22 protein-coding genes, 1 tRNA gene, 1 pseudogene and 1 riboswitch are annotated in these 26,454 nt (G+C 73.6%); of the genes and pseudogenes, 15 read left to right on the top strand and 9 right to left on the bottom strand.

Annotated features, from left to right (window positions below; translation table 11 throughout):
• The 3 genes and pseudogenes from ACFV6E_RS28775 to ACFV6E_RS28765 all read left to right on the top strand — a co-directional run.
• Positions 1–347 (top strand): annotated as a pseudogene (locus ACFV6E_RS28775) (hypothetical protein); the annotation flags it as partial.
• Positions 348–580: 233 nt separating this feature from the next.
• Positions 581–2,026: an MFS transporter gene (locus tag ACFV6E_RS28770; RefSeq protein WP_385465558.1), complete on the top strand. Its 1,446-nt coding sequence runs from the start codon at positions 581–583 to the stop codon at positions 2,024–2,026.
• The gene (locus ACFV6E_RS28765; RefSeq protein WP_385465552.1) at positions 2,023–3,219 is read left to right on the top strand and encodes an FAD-dependent monooxygenase; all 1,197 of its coding nucleotides are present in this window, start codon (positions 2,023–2,025) and stop codon (positions 3,217–3,219) included. Before ACFV6E_RS28770 ends, ACFV6E_RS28765 begins: the two co-directional genes overlap by 4 nt.
• Here the strand turns inward: ACFV6E_RS28765 and ACFV6E_RS28760 are convergent, their stop codons facing one another.
• From ACFV6E_RS28760 to ACFV6E_RS28740, 5 genes are read right to left on the bottom strand one after another with little or no spacing between them, the layout of a single operon-like run.
• Complete coding sequence (locus ACFV6E_RS28760; RefSeq protein ID WP_385164263.1) at positions 3,220–3,906, bottom strand: response regulator; 687 nt, start codon at positions 3,904–3,906, stop codon at positions 3,220–3,222.
• The gene (locus tag ACFV6E_RS28755) at positions 3,903–5,150 is read right to left on the bottom strand and encodes a sensor histidine kinase (protein WP_385465549.1); all 1,248 of its coding nucleotides are present in this window, start codon (positions 5,148–5,150) and stop codon (positions 3,903–3,905) included. Before ACFV6E_RS28755 ends, ACFV6E_RS28760 begins: the two co-directional genes overlap by 4 nt.
• Positions 5,151–5,157: 7 nt before the next feature.
• The gene (locus ACFV6E_RS28750) at positions 5,158–5,286 is read right to left on the bottom strand and encodes a hypothetical protein (protein WP_385465547.1); all 129 of its coding nucleotides are present in this window, start codon (positions 5,284–5,286) and stop codon (positions 5,158–5,160) included.
• Positions 5,287–5,316: 30 nt separating this feature from the next.
• A complete protein-coding gene (locus ACFV6E_RS28745) occupies positions 5,317–5,985 on the bottom strand; it encodes an endonuclease (RefSeq protein WP_385164272.1) in 669 nt (222 codons plus the stop codon).
• Positions 5,982–6,329 carry a DUF3140 domain-containing protein gene (locus ACFV6E_RS28740; protein ID WP_385164274.1) on the bottom strand — a complete coding sequence of 116 codons (348 nt, stop codon included), beginning with the start codon at positions 6,327–6,329 and terminating at the stop codon, positions 5,982–5,984. Before ACFV6E_RS28740 ends, ACFV6E_RS28745 begins: the two co-directional genes overlap by 4 nt.
• Positions 6,330–6,595: 266 nt before the next feature.
• Between ACFV6E_RS28740 and ACFV6E_RS28735 the strand changes: the two genes are divergently transcribed.
• From ACFV6E_RS28735 to ACFV6E_RS28725, 3 genes are all read left to right on the top strand, one after another.
• Positions 6,596–7,783, top strand: a complete 1,188-nt coding sequence (locus ACFV6E_RS28735) for a thiolase family protein (protein ID WP_385164277.1) — start codon at positions 6,596–6,598, stop codon at positions 7,781–7,783.
• 77 nt (positions 7,784–7,860) lie between these two features.
• Positions 7,861–9,369: a long-chain fatty acid--CoA ligase gene (locus ACFV6E_RS28730; RefSeq protein ID WP_385465544.1), complete on the top strand. Its 1,509-nt coding sequence runs from the start codon at positions 7,861–7,863 to the stop codon at positions 9,367–9,369.
• A 127-nt stretch (positions 9,370–9,496) separates the two neighbouring features.
• A complete protein-coding gene (locus ACFV6E_RS28725; RefSeq protein WP_385465541.1) occupies positions 9,497–10,267 on the top strand; it encodes a sulfite exporter TauE/SafE family protein in 771 nt (256 codons plus the stop codon).
• Between the two features lie 14 nt (positions 10,268–10,281).
• Here ACFV6E_RS28725 and ACFV6E_RS28720 read toward each other — a convergent pair whose 3' ends face one another.
• Positions 10,282–12,390 (bottom strand): MDR family MFS transporter, encoded by a 2,109-nt coding sequence (locus ACFV6E_RS28720; RefSeq protein WP_385465538.1) that lies wholly within the window; start codon positions 12,388–12,390, stop codon positions 10,282–10,284.
• A 260-nt stretch (positions 12,391–12,650) separates the two neighbouring features.
• Positions 12,651–13,184 carry a DUF309 domain-containing protein gene (locus ACFV6E_RS28715; RefSeq protein ID WP_385465535.1) on the bottom strand — a complete coding sequence of 178 codons (534 nt, stop codon included), beginning with the start codon at positions 13,182–13,184 and terminating at the stop codon, positions 12,651–12,653.
• Positions 13,185–13,303: 119 nt separating this feature from the next.
• Between ACFV6E_RS28715 and ACFV6E_RS28710 the strand changes: the two genes are divergently transcribed.
• The 5 genes from ACFV6E_RS28710 to ACFV6E_RS28690 all read left to right on the top strand — a co-directional run bounded on the left by ACFV6E_RS28710 (position 13,304) and on the right by ACFV6E_RS28690 (position 17,785).
• Positions 13,304–13,377 (top strand) — tRNA-Pro (locus tag ACFV6E_RS28710).
• Between the two features lie 45 nt (positions 13,378–13,422).
• Positions 13,423–13,517: riboswitch (TPP riboswitch) on the top strand.
• Positions 13,507–14,916 (top strand): purine-cytosine permease family protein, encoded by a 1,410-nt coding sequence (locus tag ACFV6E_RS28705; RefSeq protein ID WP_385465533.1) that lies wholly within the window; start codon positions 13,507–13,509, stop codon positions 14,914–14,916. Its footprint overlaps the riboswitch before it by 11 nt.
• A gap of 100 nt (positions 14,917–15,016) precedes the next feature.
• On the top strand, positions 15,017–15,856 hold the full coding sequence (gene thiD, locus ACFV6E_RS28700; protein ID WP_385172766.1) for a bifunctional hydroxymethylpyrimidine kinase/phosphomethylpyrimidine kinase: 840 nt from the start codon (positions 15,017–15,019) through the stop codon (positions 15,854–15,856).
• Positions 15,857–15,995: 139 nt separating this feature from the next.
• A complete protein-coding gene (locus ACFV6E_RS28695; RefSeq protein ID WP_385465530.1) occupies positions 15,996–17,039 on the top strand; it encodes an NAD(P)-dependent oxidoreductase in 1,044 nt (347 codons plus the stop codon).
• A gap of 62 nt (positions 17,040–17,101) precedes the next feature.
• On the top strand, positions 17,102–17,785 hold the full coding sequence (locus tag ACFV6E_RS28690; protein WP_385465527.1) for an HAD-IA family hydrolase: 684 nt from the start codon (positions 17,102–17,104) through the stop codon (positions 17,783–17,785).
• Between the two features lie 138 nt (positions 17,786–17,923).
• Here the strand turns inward: ACFV6E_RS28690 and ACFV6E_RS28685 are convergent, their stop codons facing one another.
• Positions 17,924–18,745: a DUF4232 domain-containing protein gene (locus ACFV6E_RS28685; protein ID WP_385172760.1), complete on the bottom strand. Its 822-nt coding sequence runs from the start codon at positions 18,743–18,745 to the stop codon at positions 17,924–17,926.
• Positions 18,746–18,914: 169 nt separating this feature from the next.
• Positions 18,915–20,363 (bottom strand): serine/threonine-protein kinase, encoded by a 1,449-nt coding sequence (locus tag ACFV6E_RS28680; RefSeq protein WP_385172758.1) that lies wholly within the window; start codon positions 20,361–20,363, stop codon positions 18,915–18,917.
• 123 nt (positions 20,364–20,486) lie between these two features.
• On the opposite strand from ACFV6E_RS28680, the gene ACFV6E_RS28675 reads away from it, so the two are divergent.
• The 4 genes from ACFV6E_RS28675 to ACFV6E_RS28660 are packed head-to-tail and all read left to right on the top strand — an operon-like array spanning position 20,487 to position 26,443.
• Positions 20,487–21,035, top strand: a complete 549-nt coding sequence (locus ACFV6E_RS28675) for an RNA polymerase sigma factor (protein ID WP_385172755.1) — start codon at positions 20,487–20,489, stop codon at positions 21,033–21,035.
• The gene (locus ACFV6E_RS28670) at positions 21,032–21,877 is read left to right on the top strand and encodes a hypothetical protein (RefSeq protein WP_385465524.1); all 846 of its coding nucleotides are present in this window, start codon (positions 21,032–21,034) and stop codon (positions 21,875–21,877) included. The genes ACFV6E_RS28675 and ACFV6E_RS28670 overlap by 4 nt, the downstream gene beginning before the upstream one ends.
• 56 nt (positions 21,878–21,933) lie before the next feature.
• Positions 21,934–22,263 (top strand): trypco2 family protein, encoded by a 330-nt coding sequence (locus tag ACFV6E_RS28665; RefSeq protein ID WP_385172750.1) that lies wholly within the window; start codon positions 21,934–21,936, stop codon positions 22,261–22,263.
• Positions 22,250–26,443: a trypsin-like peptidase domain-containing protein gene (locus ACFV6E_RS28660; protein ID WP_385465521.1), complete on the top strand. Its 4,194-nt coding sequence runs from the start codon at positions 22,250–22,252 to the stop codon at positions 26,441–26,443. Before ACFV6E_RS28665 ends, ACFV6E_RS28660 begins: the two co-directional genes overlap by 14 nt.
• Positions 26,444–26,454 lie beyond the last annotated feature (11 nt).

The raw sequence follows: 26,454 nt of genomic DNA, 5'->3' as shown, positions 1-26,454 counted from the left end.
CCACGGCGCTGTTGCCGAACCTGTCCTGCACAGCAGGCGGGAAACGACCCGGCGCAGGCGGAGCCGCCGCCGGTACGCGGCCGGTCGCCAGGGCAGCCGTGACTCCCGCGTTGGCCGACGGCGCCGAAACACCGGTGGCGGTGCCGGAGGGCACCGGAGCCCGGCTGGCGGTGCCGGATGTCTCCGACTCGCCCTTCGTCGTCGTGGGCGCTGTCGTCGACACGGTCGGCCGCAGCCCGGGAGCGTTCGGCGCCGGCATCGGACAGAACCCTCCCCACGGCCGGCGGTGGCGACAGGAACTCGGCGTCCAGGGCACACTGCGACGCAGTGTGCCGACATGGGTGTGACTCGGCCGTCACCTCCGTATGCGCGCAGCGTCTCCGGCGCGACGATGGGCCCTCGGCCCGTAGTGCGTCCGCACCAGGACACATGAGTGGCTGGTGCGGAAACACCAGGGGGAGTCGACGGCAGGGGACGATGCCCGGCGGGGCGCCGGAAGGAGATGTTGGAGGCGCGTGAACACCGCGCGTTCCATCCCTGCCGAACACTGATGAGAAGGACGTCCATGTCCCCGTCCGTCATGTCCCCATCCGTCTTGTCCCCGGGCCGCCTCGGGTGGCTGTCGATCTGTGCGCTCGGCCTCCTGGCCCTCGCCCTCGGCACCCTTCAATCAGTCGTGGAGCCCGCGCTCCCGCTGCTGCAACAGGAATTGGGGGTAAGCCCCGCCGAAGGCGCCCTGGTCGCCAACACCCTGCTCGTCACCGGCGCGGTCACCGCACCCGTCGCAGGCAAACTCGGCGACCGCTACGGCGGGAAACGGGTGCTCGTCCGGCTGATGGCCGTGGTCTCGGCCGGTGGTCTGCTGGCCGGTCTGGCGCCGAACCTGCCGGTGCTGCTGCTCGGCCAGGTGTTGCAGGGCGTCATGGTGGGCGCGCTGCCCCTCTCCTTCATCCTGGTGCGCAAACACCTCCCGGCGGGTGCGTCACAGGTGGCGATCGGGGTGGTCGTCGCGCTCTTCACGGGCGGCGGCATGGTGGGCACGCTGGTCGCCGGGCCGATCGCGGAAGGACTGTCCTGGCACGGCATGTTCGCGCTGCCGACGCTCGCGGTCGTCGCGGGCACGGCGGCCGTCGTCCGGCTGCTGCCGCACGATCCGCCGGTCTCGTCGGACGGTGGAGCTGAGCTGAGTATCGACTGGCCCGGCGTCGTTCTGCTGAGCGGCACACTGCTCGCGTTCATGACCGGGCTCGTGACGGTGACGAACGGGAGCCTGCCGCCGCTCGCCGTCGGTGCCCTCGTGGTGGTCGTCGCCGCCCTCGCGACGGGATGGGTCCTGGTCGAGCGCCGGGCGGTCTCGCCGATGGTAGACCTGCGCATGCTGGCGAAGCCCGCGATGTGGCAGTCCTGCGTGCTCACCTTCGTCGTCACCATCGGTTCGGGCATGGTGATCCTGCTGCTCCCACAGTTGTTCGCGGTGTCGGCCGACGGCTACGGCTTCGGCGCCGACACCACCGACATCGGTCTGTTCCTGCTGCCCGGCGCCGTCGCCGGGGCGGTGAGCGATTCGGTCGGCGGCGTGGCGGTACGGCGTTTCGGCGCGCGGGCCGTGGTCGTCGTCGGCTCCGTCGTCACCGCGGCCACGATGATCGCGCTGGCGTCGCTGCACACCGCGGCGTGGCACCTCGTCCTCGCGAAGGTGCTGACCGCGTTCGCCGCGGGCGTCGGCACCACGGCGCTGCTCGCGCGCAGCGCCACCGCCGTCGACGCCGAGGACACCGGCATCGCCACCGGTCTGCTCGTGGTGACCCGGGTGATCGGCGTCGCCCTGGGCGCCCAGATCGGCGGCGCGGTCCTCGCCGCCGGAGCCGATCCGGTGACGGGGGTCCCGGCCGAATCGGCCTTCGTGGCGGGTTTCACCGTCGCCGCGCTCGTCGCCGCGTCGGCACTGCTGGTGGTCCGTTCCACGAAGACCCGCAGCACGAAGCCCCGCACCACGAAGCCCCGCACCACGGGAGTCGCACTGTGAAGCGCAGCGTTCTGATCTCCGGGGGCAGTGTGGCCGGACCCGCGCTGGCGTACTGGCTGCACCGGTCCGGGTTCGCGGTCACGGTGGTGGAGAAGGCGGGCGCGCCGCGCGACGGTGGTTACCCGATCGACGTACGCGGCACCGCGACCGAGGTGGTCCGACGGATGGGGTTACTGCCTCAACTGCGCAGCGCCCATGTCGACTTGCGGCGTTGTACGTTCCTCGACGCCGACGGCGGGACGGTGGCCTCGGTCGGTCCGCGCGCCGTGGCCGGCGGTGTCGAGGGGCAGGACGTCGAGGTGCGGCGCGGAGATCTGACCGCGCTTCTTCACGAACTGGTCCGCGACGATGTGGAGTTCACGTTCGGCGACTCCATCGGCACCCTTGATTCCGGGGCCGCGCTCGGCCGGTCCGGGGGAGGGGGAGTCGACGTCACCTTCCGCAGCGGGCGGCAGCGTACGTTCGACCTGGTGGTCGGCGCCGACGGTATGCACTCGCACACCCGGGAGTCGGTGTTCGGCCCCGAGGAACGGTTCCACCGCTACCTCGGCTACTGCTTCGCCCTCTGCACCGTGCCGAACACCTTGGGACTCTCCCGCGAGCTCATGATGTGGAACACCCCGGGGCGGGCCGCGGCCCTCTACGCCACCGGGGACGACGAACTGCACGCCTTCCTGACCTTCCACCAGCCGCGACCGCCCCTCGCCGTCCTCCGGGACCCCGACGCCCAGCGCGACCTGGTCGCCGAGGTCTTCGCGGACGCGGGATGGGAGGTGCCCGCCGTGCTCGGTGCCATGCGCGACGCTGACGACCTGTTCTTCGACACGGCCGGTCAGATCCGTATGCCCCGCTGGTCCAGCGGCCGGGTCGCGCTCGTCGGCGACGCCGCGTACGCGCCCTCGTTCCTCACCGGACAAGGCACGAGCCTCGCGCTCGTCGGTGCCTACATGCTCGCCGACGCCCTGGCCGCCGACCGGGACCACACGGCGGCCTTCGCCGCCTACGAAAGCGGCGTCCGCGAGTTCGTCACCATGAACCAGGCACTGGTCGACAACGGGGCGGCCACGCTCTTCCCCGTCACGGCGCAAGCCCTGGAACGGCGCAACGCCATGCTCCGTGACCTCGTCGCCCTGCCCTCCGCACCGCCCCGGCCGGCCCACTCGGCCCTCACGCTGCCCCCGCCGGCCGCGTAGTCAGGCGCGGTCGGGGTCGGGGTCGGCGTGGGCCAGGCCCGTCCGATAGGCGATGACGACGAGTTGCGCCCGGTCGCGGGCCTGAAGCTTCGTCATGGCGCGCTGCACATGGGCGCGGACGGTGAAGGGGCTGAGGAACATCCGCTCGGCGATCTCCTGGTTGGACAGGCCGGTGGCGACCAGGGCCACCATCTCGCGTTCGCGCGGGGTGAGCACGGCGAGCCGTTCGGAGCGGTGCGACGGGGCGTCGTCCGGGGTGGCCAGGAAACGGGCGACCAGGGAGCGGGTCGCGGCGGGGGAGAGGAGGGTGTCGCCGTCGGCGATCGTCCGTACGGCGTCCAGCAGGGCCTCGGCCCCGATGCCCTTGCCGATGAAGCCGGCGGCGCCCGCGCGCAGCGCCTGAGCGACGTACTCGTCGGTCTCGTAGGTGGTGAGGACGAGGATACGGCTGGCGCGCAGTCGGGGGTCCGCGCAGATCTCCGACGTGGCGGTGAGGCCGTCCGTCCCGGGCATCCGGATGTCCATGATCACCACGTCCGGGCGCAGTTCACGGGTGAGTCGCACGGCCTCGCCGCCGTCGGCGGCCTCGCCGACCACGGTGATGTCGTCGGCGCTGTCGAGGAGCAGCCGGAAGGCACCGCGCAGCAGGGCCTGATCGTCGGCGAGCAGCACGCGCAGCGTCGTCATGACGCCTCCCCGGCCGTTCCGTCGCCGCCCGTCCGGCCGGTCCGCCGTGCGGCGAGGGGCAGTCGGGCGGAGACGAGGAAGCCGCCCTCGGGACGGCTGCCCGCGGAGAGCCGGCCCCCGACCGCGGCGGCACGCTCGCGCATCCCGATCAGCCCGTAACCGGACGCGCGGTCACCGGCCCCCGGGGACGTACGGACTCCCCTACGGGGTCCCCCTCCGTCGTCCGTGACCGTCAGGGTCAGCTGATCGCGGCTCCAGGCGAGGCGCACCCGGGCGCTGGTGGTACCGGCATGCTTGGTCACGTTGGTCAGGGCCTCCTGGACGATGCGGTAGGCGGTGAGGTCCACTCCCGGCGGCAGCGGCCTGGCCGTGCCCTCCTGGTGCACCGAGACATCGAGGCCCGCGCGGCGGAAGGATGCGAGGAGCGTGGGGAGCCGGGAGAGGCCGGGTGCCGGTTCGGCGGGCGCGGCCGCGTCCCCGGACTGGCGCAGCAGACCGACCGTGGCCCGCAGGTCGTCGAGCGCGTCGCCGGTGGTCTCGACGAGTTCCCGCAGGCTTTTGCGGGTCTGCTCGGGGCGGGTGTCGAAGAGGTGCGCGGCGACCGTGGCCTGCGCGTTGGCCAGGGTGATCTGATGGGCCACGAGGTCGTGCAACTCCCGGGCGATGCGCAGCCGTTCCTCGGCGACCCGGCGGCGCGCCTCGCTGTCCCGGGTCTGCTCGGCCCGCCGGGCCCGTTCCTCCACGGCCGCGAGGTAGGCCCGCCGGTTCTGCACCGAGTGCCCGAGCACGCCGGCCACCAGGGGGAACGCCGCCACCGCTCCCACCCGGCTCGCGTCCTGCCACGAGAGGGCGCCGAACAAAGGGGCGGAGGCGACCAGCAGGGCCACGGAGGTGAGCGCCACCGCGCTCGCCGCGTGCCGTTCGGTGCGCACGGTCAGCGAGTAGGCGGCGATCACGGCGGGGGCCACGACGAGCGGGCTGAGCAGCAGCCCCAGGGACGGTACGAGGACACCGCACGCGGTCGTGACCGCGAGGGCGGCCGGCGGCGCCCGGTGCCGCACCGGCAGCACGGCACAGGACACCACGGCGACGCAGTAGGCGGCGGCGGGCGGCGGTGACAGCGTGCTGCCGTCGTCGCCCAGCATGCCGCCGAGCAGACAGAGCGCGAACGCCGTCCCCGTGATCCCCGTCTCCCGCCACCACACGCCGGGTGCCGGCGGACCGCCGCCACGTAAGCGCGTCACGACCGGCTCACTGCCGGTTCCGGCCGACGGGGAGCCGCGACCCGGCCGCGTTCGACTCGGCGGCGGTGGGCGGAACATGGGCGCTCAGCGGCCCACCCTCGGCGTCCGCGCTCGGCGGCACACGGTTCACAAGCACGCGGTTCAGGATACGAGGCAGCGGCCCGGTTCAGTCCTCGTCGCCGAGTACGTCGTCCGCCACCTTCTTGTCCAGGGCCGCTCGGATCAGCGCGGCGGCGAGGACCGCGGGCTCGGTGTCGCCGGCGAGTTTCCGGAGGCGGTCGGGGTCGTCCGGGAGGCCGAGGCGGCGGGCGCCCGCGAGCGCCTTCTCGTCGAGGTGGGGTGCCGCCTCCGGCCAGACACGCTGGACCTCGCGCAGGAAGATCCCGGCGCCCGCCGGGCCGATCCCGGGCACCTTCTGGAGCAGCTCGCCCAACCGGTCGGGGTCGCCGTCGGCCTCGTCCCGCAGGCGCCGCAGGTCCCCGTGCCACTCCTGGCGCACCAGCTCGGCGCCCTCGCCGAGCTGGGTGGCGGTGCGCTCGTCGTAGCGCCGGTAGCCGCCCTCGCCCAGCGCGTCGACCCGCTCCTGCCAGCTCGCCTCCTCCATCCGGTGGGGCGTGCGCAGCCCCGCCCCGAAGAGGGCCCGGGCCGCCGCGACCGCGACCGAGGCGCGGATGCGGGCGCTCAGCAGCAGCGCCAGGACGAGCGTCTGGTACAGCGGCTGAGGGGTGTTCCCCAGCTTGATGCCCGCCTCCTCGGCGTACGTCTGTCCGTGGGCGGCGACGAGTTCCCCGACGAGGCGCCGCTGCTCGTCGTCCGAGCGGCGGGCGGCACTCACAGCGCGCTCCACTGGGCGGGCTTGAGGGGATCGTGCCCGAGGGTCATGAGCTGGTGCCGGCGGTGCTCGTCGTCGCCGCTGCCGCGTGCCGCGTCCCCCTGCTCGGCGACGGTGTCCACGACCTCCCACATCACTTCGACGTCCTCGTCCGTGAGGTCCGTGCGCCGCTTCTGGAGGATGCCGAGGACGTGCTCGCCGGTGGGCGCGCCCGCGTGCTCGGGCGGCGGCGCGGCGTCCTCGTCCGCCTCCCGGAGCTGGAGCCACGCCGCCAGCTCCTGCGACGTCATGTTCACCACACGGTGGAACTCGTCCCAGAGCGCGTCGAGTTCGAGGGCGTCGGTCATGGTGTCTCCTCACCCCGGCACGGTCCGGGCCGCGACGTGCGCAGTACTGTCCCGGGCCGGGTGCCCAGGACGGGCGGGGGAGAAACGGGCCGTACGGGTGCGCACGTCGCGGCCGGGGGCGCCGGTGAGGGGGCCCGGATCCGGTGAAGGGGGACCTTCACAGGGAGCGAAGGGGGACCTTCACAGGGAGCCGGGCGGAGGTCTATAGTCCAAAAACTAGCAGTGCTAACTAGCAGTGCTGATTAACGCCCTCGTCAGGAGTTCTCGTGCGCCCCGTCCACTTCGCGGCCGCCCGCCGCACCCCCATCGGCAAGCTGCGCGGTGCCCTGTCCGGCGTACGCCCCGACGACCTCGCGGCGGCCGTGATCCGTGGCCTCGTCGCCGGGACGCCGCGGCTCGACCCGGCCAGGATCGACGACGTCTACTGGGGCGCCGCCAACCAGGCGGGCGAGGACAACCGCAACGTCGCCCGCATGGCCGCACTGCTCGCCGGACTCCCCGAGACCGTGCCCGGTGCCACCGTCAACCGGCTGTGCGCCTCCGGACTCGAGGCCGTGACGACCGCGGCCCGCGCCATCGCCGCCGGTGAGGCCGACATCGTGCTCGCGGGCGGCTCCGAATCCATGAGCCGCGCGCCCTTCGTGCTGCCCCGCCCCGACGAGGCCCTGCCGCACCGCATGGAGACCGCCGACACCCGGCTCGGCTGGCGCCTGGTCAACCCGGCCATGAAGGAGCTGCACGGCGTGCTCGCCATGGGCGAGACCGCCGAGGAGGTCGCCGAGCGGTACGGCGTGCCGCGCGAGCGCCAGGACGACTTCGCGCTGCGCAGCCACCGGCGCGCGGCCGACGCCCGCAAGAACGGGCTCTTCGACGCCGAGATCCTGCCCGTGACCAGGCCCGACGGCGTCGTGGTCGACACCGACGAATGCGTCCGCGAGGACACCTCGTACGAGAAGCTGGCGCGGCTGAAGCCGGTGTTCCGCCCCGGCGGCACGGTCACGGCCGGGAACGCCTCCCCGATGAACGACGGCGCCGCCGGACTCCTTCTGGTCAGCGAGGAGGCGCTCGAAGAGCTGGGGCTCGTCTCCCTCGGCCGCTATGTCGCGGGTGCCTCCGCGGGCGTCCACCCTGACGTCATGGGCATCGGCCCCGTGCCCGCCACCGAGAAGGCGCTGGGCCGGGCCGGCTGGACGATCGGCGACATCGCGGAGGCCGAGTTCAACGAGGCGTTCGCCGCGCAGGCCCTGGCCTGCGTGGACCGCCTCGGCATCGACCCCGACCTGGTCAACCCGACCGGCGGCGCCATCGCCCTCGGCCACCCGCTGGGCTGCTCCGGGGCCCGCATCCTGACCACGCTGCTGCACCGGATGCGCCGCACCGGCGCCGCCCGCGGCCTCGCCACGATGTGCGTCGGGGTCGGACAGGGCAGCGCCGTACTCGTCGAACGCGCCTGAGCCGGATCTCCCCCGCAGCGACGCCGTACCAAGACCTGGTCCAGAGCCGTACCAGCAAGGAAACGGAGCAACCCTCCATGGCCACCCTGTCCCTCGCCTCGATCCTCGCCGAGAACGCCCGCCGACGGCCCGACCGGACGGCGCTCGTCGAGGGCGAGCTGCGCCTCACCTTCGCCGAGGTGTGGCGGCGCGCCCGCGCCCGGGCCGGCGCCCTCGCCGCACTCGGCGTACGGCCGGGGGACCGGGTGGCGCTGATGGCGCCGAACACCGCGGAGTTCCCGCAGGCGTACTACGCGATCACGGCGGCGGGCGGCGTGGTCGTCCCCGTCCATCTGCTGCTGTCCGCCGCCGAGGTCGAGCACGTGCTGACGGACAGCGGGGCGACGCTGCTGCTGTGCCACCCGGCGCAGGCCGCGACCGGCACCGCAGCCGCCGGGGCCGCCGGGGTGCGGGTCGTCACACTGGGCGCCGAGTTCGAGAAGCTCGCCGCCGACGCCGCACCGCTGCCGACGTACGTCACCCGGCAGGCCGACGACCCGGCCGTCGTCTTCTACACCAGCGGCACCACCGGCGTCCCCAAGGGCGCCGTGCTCAGCCACCTCAACCTGGTGATGAACGCGACCGTCAACGCCTTCGACGCCAACGACATCCGCCCCGACGACATCGCCCTGGGCGCGCTGCCGCTCTTCCACGCCTTCGGGCAGACCGTCTCCATGAACTCCGTCTGGCGGGCGGGCGCGACCCTCGTCCTGCTGCCGCGCTTCGACGCCGCCCGCGCCGTCGAGCTGATGGTGAAGGAGGGCGTGAACACCTTCCACGGCGTACCGACCATGTACGTCGCCCTCGCGGCCGTCGCCGCCTCCATGGACACCCTGCCCGACCTGCGCGTCTGTATCTCCGGCGGCGCCTCGCTGCCGGTCGCCGTCCTCGAGCGCTTCGAGGCGGCCTTCGGCGCCACGGTCTACGAGGGGTACGGACTGTCCGAGACCTCGCCGACCGCCACCGTCAACCAGCCGCTGTTCGGCACGAAGCCCGGCTCCATCGGGCACCCGCTGTGGGGCATCGACGTCGAGATCGCGCGGGCCGAGGTCGAGGGCCGTATCGAACTGCTGCCGCCCGGCGAACTGGGCGAGGTCGTGATCCGCGGGCACAACGTGTTCTCCGGCTATCTGGGCCGGCCCGAGGCGACCGCGGCGGCCGTCGTGGACGGCTGGTTCCGCACCGGCGACCTGGGCACCAAGGACGACGAGGGTTTCCTGCGCATCGTCGACCGCAAGAAGGACGTCATCATCCGCGGCGGCTACAACGTGTACCCGAGGGAGGTCGAGGAGGTCCTGATGCGCCACCCGGACATCGCCCAGGTCGCCGTCATCGGACTCCCGGACGACCTGCACGGCGAGGAGGTGTGCGCGGTCGTCGTACGTGCCCCGGACGCCGCCGCCGACGCCCCGGCGATCACCGAGTGGTCCAAGGAGCACCTGGGCCGCCACAAGTACCCGCGCCGAGTGGAGTTCGCCGACGAACTCCCGCTGGGCCCCAGCATGAAGGTCCTCAAGCGCGAACTGCGCGCCCAGTACGCGCGCTGAGGAACCCGGGGCCGACGGCGCGGGTGGTCGGCATCCCCCGGGCGGTCGTGGCCTCCTTGCCCGTCAGGACCACCCGCTGAGACGGTCCTGACGGGGCCGGTCGCCCGGGCATAGCATCGGTTCCCGCATGGACACGATGACGCTCTGGCACGTAACCCCCTGGGAGTTCGCCGCCCTCGCCGCCGCGGCCCTGCTCGTCGGCTTCTCCAAGACCGCCGTCAGCGGGGCCAACACGGTCAGCCTCGCGATCTTCGCCGCCGTACTGCCGGCCCGCGCCTCGACCGGCGTACTGCTGCCGGTCCTCATCGTCGGGGACGTCCTGGCCGTCCTCACCTACCGGCGGCACGCCCACTGGCCCACCCTGTGGCGGCTGTTCCCGGCGGTCGCCGCGGGCGTCGTCCTCGGCACCCTGTTCCTGGTGTGGGCGGACGACGGGATCGTGCGCACGTCCATCGGCGCGATCCTGCTGCTGATGGCGGCGGTCACCGTGTGGCGCCGCCGGACCGCGGCCGAGGGGCGGGAACCGGAGTCGGTCGCCTCACGCACGGGCCGGGTCACGGCCCGCTCGTACGGCGTCCTCGGCGGCTTCACCACGATGGTCGCCAACGCGGGCGGCCCGGTGATGTCGATGTATCTGCTCTCGGCCGGCTTCCGCAAGCTCGGCTTCCTCGGCACGTCGGCGTTCTTCTTCCTCATCGTGAACGTCTCCAAGGTGCCCTTCAGTGCCGGACTCGGACTGATCGACGGCCGCTCGCTGTTCCTCGACGCGGCGCTCGCGGTGTTCGTGGTGCCGGGCGCGCTGCTCGGCAAGTGGGCGGTGGACCGGATCAACCAACGGCTGTTCGAACAGCTCGTGATCGCGGCGACGGTGCTGGGCGGACTGCAACTGCTGCGCTGACCGGTGGGCACCTTTCAGGGGGCTCTGTGTGCCCCGGCGGGCGCCGGGGCCCGCTCCCGCTCCGCCCCGCCGGACACCCCGTGCGCCAGGTCCTCGGCGAGGAGCCGCTTGGCGATGGTGTCGACCGCGGCCCGCAGGTCCGCGCCCGGCGGCCGGCCGAGGTCCTGCTCCACGCGCCGTTCGAGCCAGTGCCCCCACGCGTCGCCGATCACCCCGGCCTCGCGCCGCCCCGCCTCGGTGTGCGAGAGCAGCGAGCCGTCACGGGTGAGATAGCCCTCCTCGACCATGCGCTGGAAGACCGGCAGCAGCACCTCGGGAGGCAGGTGCCGGCGGGCCGCGATCAGACCCAGGCTGGCGTGTCCCACCAGCCGGGTGAACATCTCGACCTGCATCACGGCCCACGCCCCCGCCACGTCAAGACGGGTGTCCGACCGCTCGACGATCCGCCGGGTGGTGGCCGGTTCCGTACGACCGATGATCTTGCCGACGGACGATTCGAGCAGCCGCCGGGAGTCCGCCGTGGACGGGGACGCGAACCCCTCGCCCATGTCCGTCGAGCCCATCCGCGCGCTGTCCCGCAACCGCACCTGCTTGAGGAACAGCGCGAAGACGAAGCCGAGCAGCGCGACCGGCACCGCCCAGAGGAACACGGTCTGGATCGTGTCGGAGTACGCCTGGATGATCGGCTCGGCCGCCCGCCGCGGCAGCCCGTGCAGTCCGTGCGGGCTCTGGGCGCCCGTGGCGATGACCGCCGGATCGGCGGCGCCGGTCCTGGTCGCGTCCTTGATCCCGTCCGCCAGGTTCGGCTTGAGCGCGCCTGCGTAGACGGTGCCGAACACGGCGGTGCCGAACGAACTGCCCAGCGTACGGAAGAAGGTCACGCCCGAGGTCGCCGTGCCGAGGTCGGAGTAGTCGACGGTGTTCTGCACGGCGATCGTCAGGACCTGCATGCACAGGCCGATCCCGGCCCCGAGCACGAACATGTACAGGGACGCCGTCCAGGTGCCGGTGCCGGGGCCCATGCGGGACAGCAGATACAGGCCGAGGGCCATCACCAGCGCGCCGACGATCGGGAAGACGCGGTAGTGCCCGGTCCTGCTGACCATGTTGCCGCTGAACACCGACGCGATCAGCAGGCCGATCACCATCGGCAGGGTGCGGACACCGGAGACGGTGGCGGAATCGCCGTCCACGTACTGGAGATAGCTCGGCAGATACGTCAGGGCGCCGAGCATCGCGAAGCCCACGATGAAGCTCAGGATCGAGCACACCGTGAACACCGGGTTGGAGAACAGCCGCATCGGCAGCATCGGTTCAGCGGCCCGGGTCTCCACCCAGCAGAACAGCCCGAGCGCGATCAGCCCGCCCGCGAACAGGCCGATGACGACGCCCGAACCCCACGCGTACTCGTTGCCGCCCCAGCTCGTCGCCAGGATCAGCGCGCTCGCGCCCACCGCGACCAGCGCGATGCCCAGGTAGTCGATGACGGGACGGGAGGCCGACCGCACCACGGGGATCGTACGGGCGGCCGCGATCACCACGACGATCGCGATGGGCACGTTGACGTAGAACGCCCACCGCCAGGTCAGATGGTCCGTGAACAGTCCGCCGAGCAGCGGCCCGATCACCGTGGACACCCCGAACACGGCGCCGATCGCACCCTGGTACTTGCCCCGCTCCCGCAGCGGGATGACGTCGGCGATCAGCGCCATCGCGGTGACCATCAGACCGCCCGCCCCGATGCCCTGCATCGCCCGCCACGCGATCAGCAGCGGCATGTTCGTGGCCAGCCCGCACAGGAACGAACCGGTGATGAAGACGACCGCCGAGACCTGGAAGACCAGCTTGCGCCCGAACAGGTCGCCGAACTTGCCGACCAGCACCGTCGCCACGGTCTCCGCCAGCAGGTACGAGGTGACGACCCACGACATGTGCGAGGCGCCGCCCAGGTCCGCCACGATCGTCGGCAGGGCGGTGCCGACGATCGTCTGGTCGAGGGCCGCGAGCAGCACGCCCAGCATGATCGTCACGAAGACGACGTTGCGCCGCCGGTTGTCCAGCACGGGGGGCGCGGCGGCCGGGGCGGACGCCGACGACGGCACGCTCTCGTCTGTGGTCGTCACAGGGCCAGCGTCACACTGCCGAGTGGCGGGTGCATGCGGGGTGCTCCGCCTGGCGTACAGGGCGCTCCGCCGGAGGCGGGGTGTGGTCCGCCGTCGGTCGGCCGCCTGCCTGCCGGCCGGCTGCCCGCGCCGGCCAGGCGCTCCACCGGCGGTGCCGCGGACTGCCGTCGGCCGGCTGCGGCGCCGCCTTGGCCGGTCGCGCGGTTCCCCGCGCCCCTGACGGGGCGCACCCCGACCGCGGCGGACCTCGCGCGGCTCCCTCAGGGGGTGGGTCCCGTCAGTTTCGGTGCTCGCTTCCCGGCGTCGATCGCCGTCCCGCCCTGCTCGACCTCCGCGGCCAGCTCCCGGGCCCAGGCGGCCAGTTCCGCCGGGTGCAGTCCGTGGGGCCGGGGGCGGCCGGCCGTCGTGGACCACTCCTCGATCGCTCCCGCGCCGCGGCGCAGCAGGCGGGCGCCGCCCGTCACGTTGCCCCGGGCCGCGTGGGTCAGGCCCACCGCGAGCTGGGCCATCCCGCGCCACAGCGCGCGCTCGGTGTCGGGGCCCGACTTCCAGGCGTCCTCGAAGACCTCGTGCGCGTGGAACGGCTTGCCCGCCGCGAGCAGCGTCTGCGCCTCGGCGACGGTCTCCGCCGGGGTGCGCACCACCCCCTCGGGCTGCCGCTCCACCCCGTCCGCGCCGTACGGCAGCGGACGGCCGAGACCGTCCCGGGGCCGGGCGTTGCGCGCCCGGCCCTCCGTGTCCCGGTCGCGCCCGCCGCTGCCGCCGGTGTCCCCGGTCGCCGATGTCGCGCTCATACCGCGATTGTCCCGCCCCGGCCCGCGCACCGCCGCCCCGCCCCCCGCGGACCGTCCCCGTACGTGGGGTAAAGTTCTCTGCGCGCCGCCACGCGGGAAGAACACCGCGGCGGGCGCACCGGGACGTGGCGCAGCTTGGTAGCGCACTTGACTGGGGGTCAAGGGGTCGCAGGTTCAAATCCTGTCGTCCCGACGGTGCGAAGGGTCTTCACGGGCGACAGCCCGCGAGGGCCCTTTTCCCACGGACACGGGGTGCCCCGTAAGAGGGCTGAGATCACACCCGTCGAACCTGAACCAGTTAGGACTGGCGGAGGGATGTCTCATGGCGTTGCCGCATGCCCGCGCGGAAACGGCCGGTACCGGAGCAGAGGGCCGGGGTGTCTTCGACGGGCGGATGCCCGCCGCCCCCGGTGATCTGCGCATCGAGGCGCGGGGAATCGCGCCGGTGCCAAAGGACGCGCGGTACGGCGGGCCCGGGCGGCTGTTCACCGTCTGGTTCGCGCCCAACCTGACCATGACCGGGGTCTTCACCGGCACCCTCGGCGCCGCGCTCGGCCTCGACTTCGCCACCGCGCTCACCGCCGTCGTCCTCGGCACCCTGCTCGGGGCCGTGCCGACCGCGTACCTGGGCACCTGGGGCAGCCGGACCGGTGCCGGGCAGCTCCCGCTCGCCGGGCTGGCCTTCGGCCGGGCGGTGGCGGTGCCGGGCGCCCTGCAATGGCTGTCCTCCATCGCCTGGGACGCGCTGATCGGCCTGTTCGGCGGCGACGCCCTCGCACAGCTCTGCGGCCGGCCGTTCTGGCTGGGCGCCCTGGTCATGCTGGCCGCGCAGGGCGTGCTCGGCGTCCTCGGGTACGAGGCGATCCACCGGCTCCAGACCGTGATGACCTTCGCGCTCGCGGCCGCGTTCGCCGCGCTCACCGTCAGGCTGGCCGACGGCGGCACCGCGAGCGCCGCGGCCGGCACCGCACACGGCGCCGACCGGGCCGGCGCATTCGTCCTGACCTGCACGGTCGCGCTGAGTCTGGCCCTGTCCTGGGCGCCCTACGCCAGCGACTTCAGCCGCTATCTGCCGCGCGACACCTCACGGCCGCGGATGTTCTGGTGCACGCTGCTCGGCATCTCGGTGTCCTTCGTCGCCGTCCAGGCGCTCGGCCTGTGGGGCGCGTCCGTGTTCACCGACCAGACCGCCCGCGGCGTCGACACCCTGCTCGGCGGCGGCGTACTCGGCGCGTCCGGGCTGCTCGTCGTGGCCCTCGCCGCGCTGTGCAGCAACGCGATGAACGACTACAGCGGCTCGCTCGCCCTCCAGACCATGGGCGTACGCGTGCCACGCCCCGTCGCCGCCGCCCTGGCCGCCGTGCTCGGCTTCCCGCTCGTCCTGTGGATGCACGCGGCCGACACCACCACCCGCTTCCAGAACGTCCTGCTGCTCGTCGGCTACTGGATACCCGGGTTCGTGGCGATCGTCGTCGTGGACTGGGCCGCCCGCGCCAGAGCCCGCCGCGGCGCGCCCGTCGACCTGGCCGCCGAGCGCGCCCGCCCGGTGCCCTGGTGGCCGGCGCTCACGGCGTTCCTCGCCGCCTTCGCCGCGGCGGTGCCGTTCATGAGCACCAGCCTGTACGTGGGCCCGGTGGCCGAGGCCCTGCACGGCGCCGACCTCGCCTACGGGGTGGCGTTCCTGGTGGCCCTCGCCGTGTACACGCCGCTGCGCGTGCGCCGGCCCCACTGATGCCCCCGCGCGCCCCCCGACCTCCCCTCCTCCTTCCGCACGGAGCCGCACCACCATGCCCACCGCCCCGTACGTCCGGCCACCCGAAGGAGAGCCTGGTATGACCCCTCAGCCCGTCCCGGCCACCCCGGGCGCCGCCCCTCGCACCGCGCCGCCCCGCGTCCTGACCGTCGCCGGATCCGACTCCGGCGGCGGCGCGGGCATCCAGGCCGACCTCAAGACGATGCTCGCCCTCGGCGCGCACGGCATGAGCGTGCTCACCGCCGTCACCGCGCAGAACTCCCTCGGCGTGCAGGGCGCGTGGGAACTGCCCGCCGAGGCGGTCCGCGCCCAGTACCGCAGCGTCGTGGACGACATCGGGGTGCAGGCGGTGAAGACCGGCATGCTCGCCTCGCCGCTGCTCGTCGAGACGGTCGCCGAACTGCTCGCCGGGACGGCCGCGCCCGTGGTGGTGGACCCGGTCAGCGTGTCCAAGCACGGCGACCGGCTGCTGGCCGACGACGCGCTGGACGCCGTACGGAACACACTGCTGCCTACGGCGACGGTGGCGACGCCGAACCTGGACGAGACGGCGGAGCTCACCGGGATCGCCGTAGCCGACGAGGCGGACATGGTGCGGGCCGCGGACCGGCTGCTGTCGTACGGGCCCCGGTGGGTCCTGGTCAAGGGCGGGCACCTGCCCGGCGCGGCCGTCGACCTGCTGACCGACGGCACCGAGGAGCACTGGCTGCGCGCCCCGCGCCACGACAACCGCCATACGCACGGCACCGGTTGCACGCTCGCCTCGGCCGTCGCGGTGGGCCTGGCCCAGGGCCACCCGGTACCGGCGGCGGTACGGCTGGCGAAGGACTACGTCACCGGAGCGATCGAGTCCGGCTTCCCCCTGGGCGCGGGCATCGGCCCCGTCGACCACGGCTGGCGGACCCGCGGGGCGGACTGACCGCGCCCGGTCCCCGGCGCCGGACGGCGGCACGCGTCCGGCCCAGCACCGCGCATGCCCCCGGGACGTACGAGGAAGACGTACGAGGAAGACGTACGAGGAAGACGTACGAGGAAGACGTACGGGGAGAAGGAGACACGTGAGCATTCCGCCCCCGCCCTCCGTCGCCGGCCGGCCCGTCGTGCTGCTGCGGCCCGCCCCGCAGCGAACCGACCGCATCTTCACGCCCGGCGCCCTGCGGCTGCTGCACGACCGCTTCACCGTCGTGGACCTCGCCGACGACCCGTCGGACGAGGCGTTCGACGCGGCGCTGCCCGACGCCTTCGCGATCATCGGCCAGCCCGACCTGCCCGCCGGGCGGCTGGCCCGCGCACCCCGGCTGCGGGCCCTGCTGAACGTCGAGGGCAACTTCTATCCGAACGTCGACTACGAGACCTGCTTCCGGCGCGGTGTCCACGTGCTCGGCTGCGGACCCGCCTACGCGCAGGCCGTCGCCGAGTACGCGCTCGCCCTCGCCCTCGACCTGGCCCGGGGCATCAGCCGCGAGGACCGCGCCTTCCGCGCCGGACGCGAGCGCTACGTGTCCGACGGCAACGCCGACGCCGTACTCCTGCGCGGCTCGGACATCGGCCTCGTCGGCTTCGGCAACCTCGGCCGCGCGCTGCACCCGCTGCTCGCCCCCTTCCGGCCCACTCTCCGGGTGTACGACCCCTGGCTGCCGCCCGGCGCGCTGCGCGAGTACGGAGTACTGCCCGCCTCACTGGACGAGACCCTCGCCAGGAGCCGGTTCGTGTTCGTCCTCGCCACCGTCACGGACGACAGCCGCCGGCTCCTCGGCGCACGCGAACTGGGACTGCTGCCCGACGGCGCCCGGCTGATCCTGGTCAGCCGCGCCCCGGTGGTCGACTTCCCGGCGCTGCTCTCCCGGGTCGGGGACGGGCGGCTGCTCGCCGCCATCGACGTGTGGCCCGAGGAGCCGGTCGCCGCCGAGGATCCGGTACGCGGCCTGGAAGGGCTCGTGCTCTCCGCCCATCGCGCGGGCGGGGTGCCGGAGGCGTTCCATGCCGTCGGGGACATGGTGGTCGACGACCTGACCCTGGTCGCGAGCGGTCTGCCGCCCGCGCGGATGCAGGCGGCCGCGCGGGAACTCGTCGGCCGCTACCGCAACCGCCCCGTCACCTGAGTCCTGAGTCCTGAGTCCTCAGACCTGAGACCTGAGGCCTGTGAAGAACGCGGAGATTTTCTATGTCCCATTCGTTCGATCCTGCTCCCGGCCTGCTGTCCGGGATTCCGTGCGACGGCCTGCTCTTCGACAACGACGGAGTGCTGGTGGACTCGGACGAAGGGGTCGGGCTGGCGTGGAGCCGGTGGGCGCGGGACCGCGGGCTGGTCCCCGAGGACGTCGTCGCCCTGGTGCACGGCCGCCGTTCGGCCGACACCGTCGCGCTGCTCGTGCCCGACCCCGGGCAGCGGGCCGCGGCCCTCGCCGAGATCGACCGCCTCGAAGTGGAGGCCGCGGCCACCACCGCCGCGCTGCCGGGCGCCCGGCCGCTGGTGGACGGCCTGCCGCGGGACCGGTGGGCGGTCGTGACGTCCGGCGTCACGGCGCTGGCCCGGGCCCGGCTGGCCGCCGCCGGGCTGCCCGCCCCGGACGTCCTGGTCACCGCGGACGACGTCAGCCACGGCAAGCCGGCCCCGGACGGTTATCTGGCCGCGGCGGCGGAGCTGGGCTTCGCACCGCAGCGCACGGTCGTCCTGGAGGACAGCGCCACGGGCGCCCGGGCCGGTGCGGCGGCGGGCGCGACGGTGATCGGCGTCGGGGAGCGCGGCCTCACCACGGACGCCCGGATCGTCGTACGGGACCTGCGCGGGCTGGTGTGGCGGGAGGGCGTACTCGACCTGTCGGGCGCGGAGGTGCTGCGGGGCTGAGGACGGCTCTCGTACACGAAACCCACCTCATCGCGGTCTGAGTCGTCGCAGGCTGTCGCGGCGTGCTCCCGGGCCCGTCCCGCCCGCCGTCCGCGGCCGGACGCCGGGTCCGGGCGCCGTGCGGTCCGCGGATCGCAGTCAAACGCCGGAGCCCGCGCGCATCACCGTCAGGGAGACCGACGAGGAGTTGCCGGAGACGGGGACCTCGCCCTGCGTCCAGGCCACCTTGAGGGAGTCCTTCTCGTCCGGCGGCGTCACCACCAGCGAGCTGGGCGTTGCCGTCTTGGCGCCGCTGATCTCCGGGTTCGAGAAGGTCAGACCGGCCCACGCGGACCCGCCGGGCTTCAGCGTGACGGTCGTCGGCGACCCGGTGGAGCGCTTCGGGTCGGGCCCGAGCTGCTTGCCCGACGCGTCGACGAAGGCCGCCCCGGGAAAGCCGCGCAGCGTGCACGTGCGCTGCGAACCGTTGGTGAACACGATGGGGAAGTTCTCCTGCCCGGCGCCCGGATCGTTGCGGCCGACCGACGCCCGCAGCTCCGAGGTGTGGCACCGGCCGCTCGCGGAGTCGTCCCCGTCCGAGTCGCCGGAGCCCGACGTCCCCCCGGAACCGGACGTACCGCCCGAGCCGGAGCCCCCGGAGGTACCGGAACCGGAGTCGGAGCCGGACGTGGAGCCGGACGCGGTGGCCTTGCCGGACGGATCGGCGCTGCCGTCGGATCCGGCGTCCGAACCGCCGTCGGAACCGGTGCCGGTCGTGTGGTCGCCCGAGGCCGGTTCGGCCGCGCCCGGCAGCTTCTGCGGCGAGTCCTCCGTGCCGCAGGCTGCGGTCAGCAGCCCGAACGCCGCGAGACCGGCGGCGAGCAGCGCCACCCGCCGGGCCCTGGGGGAGGAAGACGTACGGCGGGCGGGAACCACCTCCGCGTGGCCCGTGTCGGCGTCGCCGCTCCGGAAGGTCGCCATGACAGAACTCCTTGATCGTTGCCGCACGCGCCGGGCGCGTGCACGAGGCGGTGTCTGCCCCGTCATCACCGTCCGATGCGCCCGCGCGCGGAAAAGTTCGCGGCTCGGTGATGTTTTTCTCGCGGATGCCGCGCCGGGTTCCGGTCCCTGTCGTCGTACGTGGTCCGGGTCAGGATCCGATCCGTATCGAGTCGAGTACGCGGTCGACCGTGGAGCCGTCGGCGGTCCCGGTGTCCCCGGCGGCGTCGCCCCGCCGTATCTGCGCGTACACCTGCGGCTGCGCGTCGCCGTCCGCGGATGTCAGGCCCGCCTCCGTGACCGTACCGCCGCCCGGGCAGTCGCTCCAGGTGCGCATCAGGCCGTGCCAGCGCTCGCCCGAGTAGGTGCGCCGGCCGTCGTAGTGGCACGACGCGTGGCTGATGCCGGCGACCTCGGAGGCCACGTCGCCGTGCTCGCTCAGGCCGATGAACGCCCCGTCGACGGTGGAGCCGAGGTCCTGCCACTCCGACAGGTCGTCCGCCACGGCGAGGCCCGGCTCCGTGCCCTTGCGCAGCCCCAGCGACCCCGGGTTCCAGCCGGAGTCGCGCACCTGACGGGCCCAGCCGTCCGGCACCTCCACGGCGACCCGCCCCGAGGCGTCCGTCACCCGCACCGTCCGCGCCCCGGTGTCCTTCGTGAGCTGCTGGTACGTCACACCGGCCGCGCCCAGCAGCACCACGGCGGCCAGCGCCGAGAGCACCGCCGCACGCCGGCCGCGCCGCGGTCTGTGCCCCGCCTGCCCGCCCCCGCGCCCCTGTCCGTCCTCGTGCGCCCGCCCGTCCCCGCTCGCCTGCCCGGCCAGCCGGTCCAGTTCGTCGGCGAAGCTCAGCGCGGTGGGCCAGCGCCGCTCGCGGTCGGGCTCCATGGCCCGCAGCAGCGCCCGCTGGACGTCGCGGTGCAGACCGCCGCGGAGCCGGTCCGGGCGGACGATCCGGCCCGGCGGGCCGGGCACGGAACCGGTGACCAGGTGGTAACCGAGGGCGCCCAGGCTGTAGACGTCGGCGCGCGCGTCGATCCCGGAGCCCGGTTCGGCCTGCTCGGGCGGCCGGTAGCCGACGGAGCCCGCAGCCAGGGTGAGCCCGGACGCCTGCGCCAGACTCTTGGCGAGCCCCAGATCGGCGAGGAGGACACGGGCCGACCCGCCGCTGGTGCTGCGCAGCAGCACGTTCGACGGCTTGATGTCCCGGTGCACGATCCCGGCCTCGTGCAGATCGGCGGCGCCCCGCGCGGCGAGGGCCGTCAGCCGCAGGGCCTCGGCCGTGGGCAGCGGCCCGTCCCCGACGAGGTCGGCGAGGGTGCCGTCGTCGGCGTACTCCATGACGAAGTAGGGCCGGCCGTCCGGCAGCTCCCCGATGTCGTAGACCTGCACGACGCGGCCGGAGGCGGCGCGCCGCAGCAGCCGCGCCTCGGACAGGAAGCGCTCCCTGACGTCCAGGTGGTCGACCCAGTTGTCGGAGAGCACCTTCACGGCGACCGTGGCCTCCAGCACATCGTCGTGGGCGAGCCAGACGACGCCGAAGCCGCCCGAGCCCAGGCGCCGGTCGAGACGGTAGCGGCCGATCCGCTCGAGCGAGTGCATGTCACTATGATGCCTGGCCGCTGATCGGCCGCGACGACGGCATCGACGGCGTCGGCGGCGGTGACCACGGCGGCGGCGGTGAGACGGACGACGGCGACGGCCGGGGAACGAGGGGAGCACGCAGTGCCGGAGGCGGCCGAGACCGAGGAACTCGCCCGGCGGGCGGCCGCCGGCGACCCGGTGGCACTGGACGACCTGCTCCGCGGGCTGCGCCCCGAGGCGGTACGGCGCTGCGGACGGTTCCTGCCCTGCCGGGAGGACGCCGAGGAGGCCGCGCAGGACGTCCTCCTCCAGGTGGCCCGGAAGATCACCACGTTCGAGGGCCGCAGCCGCTTCAGCACCTGGCTCTACACGGTGGTCGCCAACTGCTCGCGGCAGAAGTACCGCGAGCTGAAGCGGCGGGCGGCCGAGCAGCCGGCCGTGATCGACCTGTCGCAGCAGGTCGACCCCCGGACCACCAGCGTCATCGCCGGATCCCGGATCGATCTGCTGGAGGCGCTGGAGCGCCTGGAGCGGGAGCACCCGCACCTGGTGGCCCCCCTGGTGTACCGGGACATCTGCCGGCTCGACTACGCCGAGGCGGCCGAACGGGTCGGCATCCCGCTCGGCACCCTGAAGTCCCGCCTGCACGAGGCACGCAAGCAGGTCAGACCCTGGCTCGCCGACGCATGACCGCCAAGGCTGTCATCACCGCCATGACCGCGACCGCCATGACCGCGCTGCTCGTGCCGGTGCTGGCCGGATGCGGGCACGAGGTGGCGGGCGCGTCCGGTGGGGCAGGCGCGTCCGGCTCCGCGACCGCGGCCGGGGCGATCCCCTGGATCGAGGGCGCCCCCATCGAGGTCACCGGCATCCGCACCGCGAGCGGCGGCCGTGCGCTCGACATCACGGTGACGGTCCCGAGCGGCGCGGACGGTACGAAGGGGTGCACGCGCGCGCTGAAGTCCCGCGTCGAGACGGTCGAGAACGACGTCGTGTACGCCATGGTGACCATCGAGACCCGCTCCGGCGACCTCGGTTCGGGCTGTACGGCGTCGCGGACCGCCACCACCCGGCTTCCGCTGGACGACGCCCTCGGCAGCCGGAGCGTCATGATCAACAACTTCCCGTCGGACGTCTTCACGCCCGACGGGGCCACCCCGCCCGCCCTGCGCAAGTGCGACGACCGGCTCGGCTGCGACCCGGCACCCGTCGGCTGCACCCCCGCCTCCTACGACCAGGCGCTGGCCGTCACGGACGTCGGCGCGCACACCAGGTTGCAGGAGCGCGGCTGCGACGGCCACTGGCTGGTGCTGGACCTGTCGACTCGGGTGGGCCCGGTGTGCGGCGAGCCGGACGCGGGGTGCGACGCGACCGTCGAGCGCCGTTACTTCTACCGGGCGGGCACGTCCCGCTGGCAGCCCCTGACCAGTACGGCGGACGCCGGGTGCGCCGCCGCCCGCCGGGCCGCACCCGACTTCCCCGCCCGGCTGTGCGCGGACCTGCCGGCCCTGCCGGCACACGGCGGCGACTGACTGACGTACGCAGGCCACCACGTGACCCCGTCCGCGCGGCCTCATACAATCGCGCCATGGCATCCGACGGGGAACGCGGGATCGAACTGGCCGAGCTCATACGTCAGTTGCGGGAGGAACTGAAGACGGCGGCGGGCGCGGGGGCGGGCGAGACGCTCCGGTTCGAGGTGGGGCCCGTGGAGATCGAGGCGAGCGTCGCGGTCTCCCGCGAGGCCGGCGCGAACGGCAAGGTGCGGTTCTGGGTGGTGGAGGCGGGCGGCGACGGGAAGTCCGCCCGGTCGGCGACCCAACGGATCACCCTCACGCTGAATCCCAAGGTGGAGGCGGACGACGGCACGACCCGCTCTCCGCTGATCTCCGGTGATGAGGTCGATGGCGAGCGCTGACGCCGGCGTGCGCATGCGTGGCAGGTGGGACGAGTCCGGCCGGATCGCCGAGGTGATCGTCAGCCGCCCGGCGGGCAGGGGCGGACGGGCCTCCGGCTATCTCGTCGCCGACGGCAAGGTGCTGACCGCGTGGCATCCCCTCAAGGGGGCGTCCGCGATCGAGGTGCGGTTCGACGCGGACCGGCCGGACGAGATCAGGTTCGAGGCGTCGGTGGGGTGGTTGGACCCCGGTACCGATATCGCGGTCCTCGTCCTCACTCCCTCGTCGCAGCACCCCGCACCCGCCTCCGCGCCCGCACCCGCCCCCGCGCCCATGGAGTTCGGCCAGGTCGGCGAGGGAGCCGAGCGCGTCGAGTGCATGGCGTTCGGCTTCCCGCTCTTCAAGCTCCGCGAGGGCACCTACCGGGACCTGGCAGCCGCGGAGGCGAGCTGCGTACCGAAGGCGAACCGGCGACAGGGCACGCTCGACCTCAAGGTCGTGGGGCCCCCGTCGGCGGACCCGGGCCACGACCCACGGCCGCCGAAGAACCGCGACGGGGCGTACGAGCCCTGGCAGGGCATGTCGGGAGCGGCGGTCTTCAGCCGAGGGCGGGTCATCGGCGTCGTCGTCGAGCACCATGCCGCCGACGGCCCCGCCCTCGTCGCGGCCCGGATCGACCGGCTCCAGGAACAGGTGTCCGCCGAGGAACTGGACCGGCTGGAGAACCTGCTGGGCTGCGGCAGCCTGCGCGCCGACGACCTGGCCGACGTCGGCCTGCCGGCCTTTCCCGCGGCCGTCCGCACCCATCTGCAGACCCTGGCGAGAGTCAACGACCAGAAGTACCTGACGGACAACCGGATCCCGTTCATCAGCCCGGGCGGGAGACACGAGGCGGATCCGGACAACCTGCTGGACCGGCTGAGGGCCGTCTCCGCACCGGGTTCCACGACGTTGCTGGGCGTGGCGCTCGTCGGCGCCGCGGGGACCGGCAAGACCCGTACCTGCTTCGAGGTGGCGGCCAGGGCGAGCAGACAGGGCTGGACCGTGCTGCACCTGGCGCCGAAGAAGAGCCTTACCGAGGAGGGGCTGACCGGGGTCGTACGCGATTTGCACGCGCGGAACAATGACGTCCTGCTCGTGCTCGACTACCTCGACGCCTACCAGGACCTCAACTTCGACGAAGTCGTGGGCGGAGTGCGGGAGGAGCCCACGTCCCCGGCCCGATTGGCGGTCATCGCCTCGCTGCGCCCCGGGGCGGTGCCGCAGGCCGAGGCCAAGGGCCATCTCAAGCACCTTGAGAAGGTGGAGGTCTCCCAGGACGGGGAGCACCTGAGAGCCGTCGCCTCCCGCATCGTTCGGAGCGTCGCGAGGACGGCCGTGGACGACTACGGCGCAGAGCGGCTCATCGCCGTCTGCGGACACCGCCCGGTCCTCACCCTGCTGATCGCGCGGGCGATCGAGTCGCGCGTACGCGACGACCCGCAGGACAGACTGGATCTGACCGGGCTGCGGCACCAGCGGCACCTGTCCTACTGGCTGAGGGACCGCACGAAGGAGCATCTCGAGGACTCGCCGACCAGCCTCCTCGCCTCCGCGGTCGCCGCCACCGTCTGCCCCCAGAAGAGGGATCCGGTGGAGACGGCCGTCGAGGCGTTCCTCGGCTTGCACCGAGACCGCGGCCATACGGCCGGCGGGACCGGCACCGTCGGGCGTCTGTGCGGGCTGGGCTGGCTCGTCCGCTCCGAGGGCGGCGTGCTCGAGGTCATGCACGACTTCGTGGCCGACGAACTGCTCCAGCAGGCGCTGCAACCGCGAGCGGGACAGCTCGAAGCCGACGCCGCCAAGCGGATGTTCACCGCGTTTCTCACCAGCACGCGCACCTTCCAGCTCGCCGTGGACACCGTACGGCGGTGGTCGGCCGACCTCGATCCGGCGGTTCGGGACGATGTGCGCCGGGTCTGCGAGCAGTGGCTCGCCTCGCCGGGCGGCCTCGCCGGACGGCTGGCGGGCGAGGACGACCTGGAGGAGACCGGCCGTACCCTGCTGAGCCTGCTGTCGGGGCCGCCGTGGCAGTCCGGGACCGTCGCCTCGTGGGACGCACTGGTGCGGCCCTGGCTCGAACGGGCCGGGGACGAGGCGCCGGACCTGGCGCGCACCCTCTTCGCCCACGCGGTCCGCAACACCTCCGACGCCGTACCCGCACGTCTCGCCTCGGCCGCCCTGGAGTGGCTGGCGGACCGCCGCCACCAGCGCGACGAGACCCGTCCGGTCCTCGAAGCCCTGCTCCGGGCACCCGGCCTGCGGGCCGAACATCTCGGCCGGACCGTCGAGGCGACGGCGGAATGGCTGCGCCACCCCGTCCTGAAGGGCTGTGTGTCCCTCGTCATGGCCCTGCTGGCGCGGGACGACCTCCCCGAGGACCGCGTCGGGCAGGCGGTCGACAGCGCCCTCGGCGTGGTCGGCAGACGTCTTCCGCCGGAAATCACCGCCCGTGTGCTGCACGCGTTGCTGCGCCGCGAGGACCTGGGGGACGACCGGACCGGCACCGTGATCGAGGCGGCGGTCGACTGGCTCAACGGCTCTCCCGACGCCGGCTCGGCCGCCTTCGTCTTCGCGGGGCTGTTCCGACGGGCCGGTCCGGACGACAGCCGGACGGCGGACATCCTCGACCGCGCACTCAACTGGCTCGCCGACCACGGCACTTCGCCACTGGCCTCGTACGTCCTGCCGGGTGCGCTGGAACATCTCGCGCTGCGGGAAGAGTTCACCGACATCGTGATCGGCCTCACGCGCGCCTGGCTGACGGAGCACGGCCGACGCGAGGACGCCTACTTCGTGCTGCGGAGACTGCTGGAGAGGGCGGACCTCACCCAGGAGGCGGCCGCCGGGGCCGCGGAGCACGCCTCGACGTGGCTGGCCACGGAGCGGCACGGCACGCGGAACGCCGCCAAGTGGGTGCTCGCGCCGCTGCTCAAGCGCCGCGGACTGCCGGAGGGCGAAGCCGAACAGCACTGTGCGGCCGCGGTCCGCTGGCTCGACTCACCCGCCAATCTGCGCGGCGACGACGCGACCTTCGTCCTCCAGCCGCTGCTGGCCCACCCGAAGCTGGGCCTGCACAGTGAAGCGGCAGCCCGGCACGCCCGTACCTGGCTCACGGCCCACGACACCTCACCGGACATCTCCTACGTCCTCCAGCACCTGCTGCCCCTCGAAGCCCGCATCGGCCTCGCGGACAGCGGAAAAACCGATGCCGTCGGGTTCGTGGACGGCGCCGGAACCGATGCCGTCGGCTTCGCGTTCGCCTGGCTCGCCACGGACGGCTGCGGCGCCTCGCCCCAGGCGCGCTTCGTGCTGGACCCCCTGCTCAAGCACCGGGCGGTCGGAGCACGCGCCGCGCCGTTCGCCCTCGCCTGGCTCGCGGAGCGCGACAACGCCGTCAGCGCCACGGCGTCGTTCGTACTGGAACCGCTGCTGGACTGCCCCGACCTGGACGAGGGGATCCGGACCGGGGCCCTGCGGCACGCCCTCGACTGGCTGGACGCGCACCACACCGCCGCCAACGCGCCGCGGATACTGAAACACCTGCCCGGCTACCGCGTCCTGGACCCGGAGCTGCGCCGGCGAGCCGTGGCACGGATCCTGGAGTGTGTGGACCGCGGTCACGCGGAGCTGGGCAAGAACCGGCTCCCGGCCCTGTGCCGACTGGGGCTCGTGCCGCTCCCGGACGAGACCAGAGCCGCCCTCGTGGACCTCGCGCTCGCGCAGGCGTGCGGCGAGCGGCCCATCAGGGCGGCGGGCAAACAGGTCCTGCGTGCCCTGCTGGCGCGGACGGACCTCGATCCCGGGCAGGCCGGCGCCGTCACGGCGCGGGTCCGGCAATGGTTCGACGAACAGGAGGAGCTCTCGGCGTTCACCGGAGCTCTGCTGGGGCCGCTGCTGGACCCGCGCCTTCCCGTCTCGCGGCAGATCGAGCGCGCGGCCTTCGTGGACACGGCGCTGGCCTGGCTGGAGACGTACGCCGGGAGCCGGTACGCCGGACACGTGCTGGCGGCGCTGCTCGAAGGGCCCGGCCTGACGGGGCCGCGGACGGAGTACTGCCGCACCCTGGCGGCCGACTGGCTGAGCGAGCCGCAGAACACCGGCACGGCCATGGGCGAGGAGCACGCCGCCCGCCTCGGACACCTTCTCGGGCGCCGCTGACCCGCTGAGCG

It is taken from the genome of Streptomyces sp. NPDC059785 (assembly GCF_042732375.1).
Lineage (GTDB): Bacteria > Actinomycetota > Actinomycetes > Streptomycetales > Streptomycetaceae > Streptomyces.
This window is presented reverse-complemented; position numbering and strand designations above follow the sequence as displayed.